General features: G+C 36.8%; 1 protein-coding gene. It reads left to right on the top strand.

Annotated features, from left to right (window positions below; genetic code table 11):
- Positions 1-12: 12 nt before the first annotated feature.
- On the top strand, positions 13-419 hold a 407-nt coding region (locus tag HUS61_RS21290), incomplete at its 3' end, for a GAF domain-containing protein (protein ID WP_220094932.1).

Consider the following 419-nt stretch of genomic DNA (forward strand, 5'->3'; position numbering starts at 1 on the left):
TAAGGGTTGTTTTTGGATAATTACGATAAAATTCTAGTTAGCTCCAATTTAATCCGGCGCCATGCATCAATGAAGGTTGATTACAGTGCCCCGGTGCAAGTGTTTATATGGCAAGTTTTGCAGGATTCACTTGAAACTTTGGATGTCAGTCGTGTTTCTGTTTGGTTGCTGAATTCGGACCCAGAAAAAAGTATTTTAGAGTGTGTTGCAAATACTGATTGGGGAGTTAATGATATCCCTAAAGACCTGCCATATTTAACTAAGAGTGATTATCCGCGCTATTTTGAAGCAATAGAATTCGGTGCTCCAATTATAGCTGATAATGCGCATACTGATCATAGAACAATCGACTTCACTTATACTTATTTAAAAACAGAAAATATCAAGTCGATGCTTGATACAATTATCTTTAGTGAAGG

The sequence above is a fragment of the Pseudoalteromonas sp. 0802 genome (assembly GCF_013350085.1).
Lineage (GTDB): Bacteria > Pseudomonadota > Gammaproteobacteria > Enterobacterales > Alteromonadaceae > Pseudoalteromonas.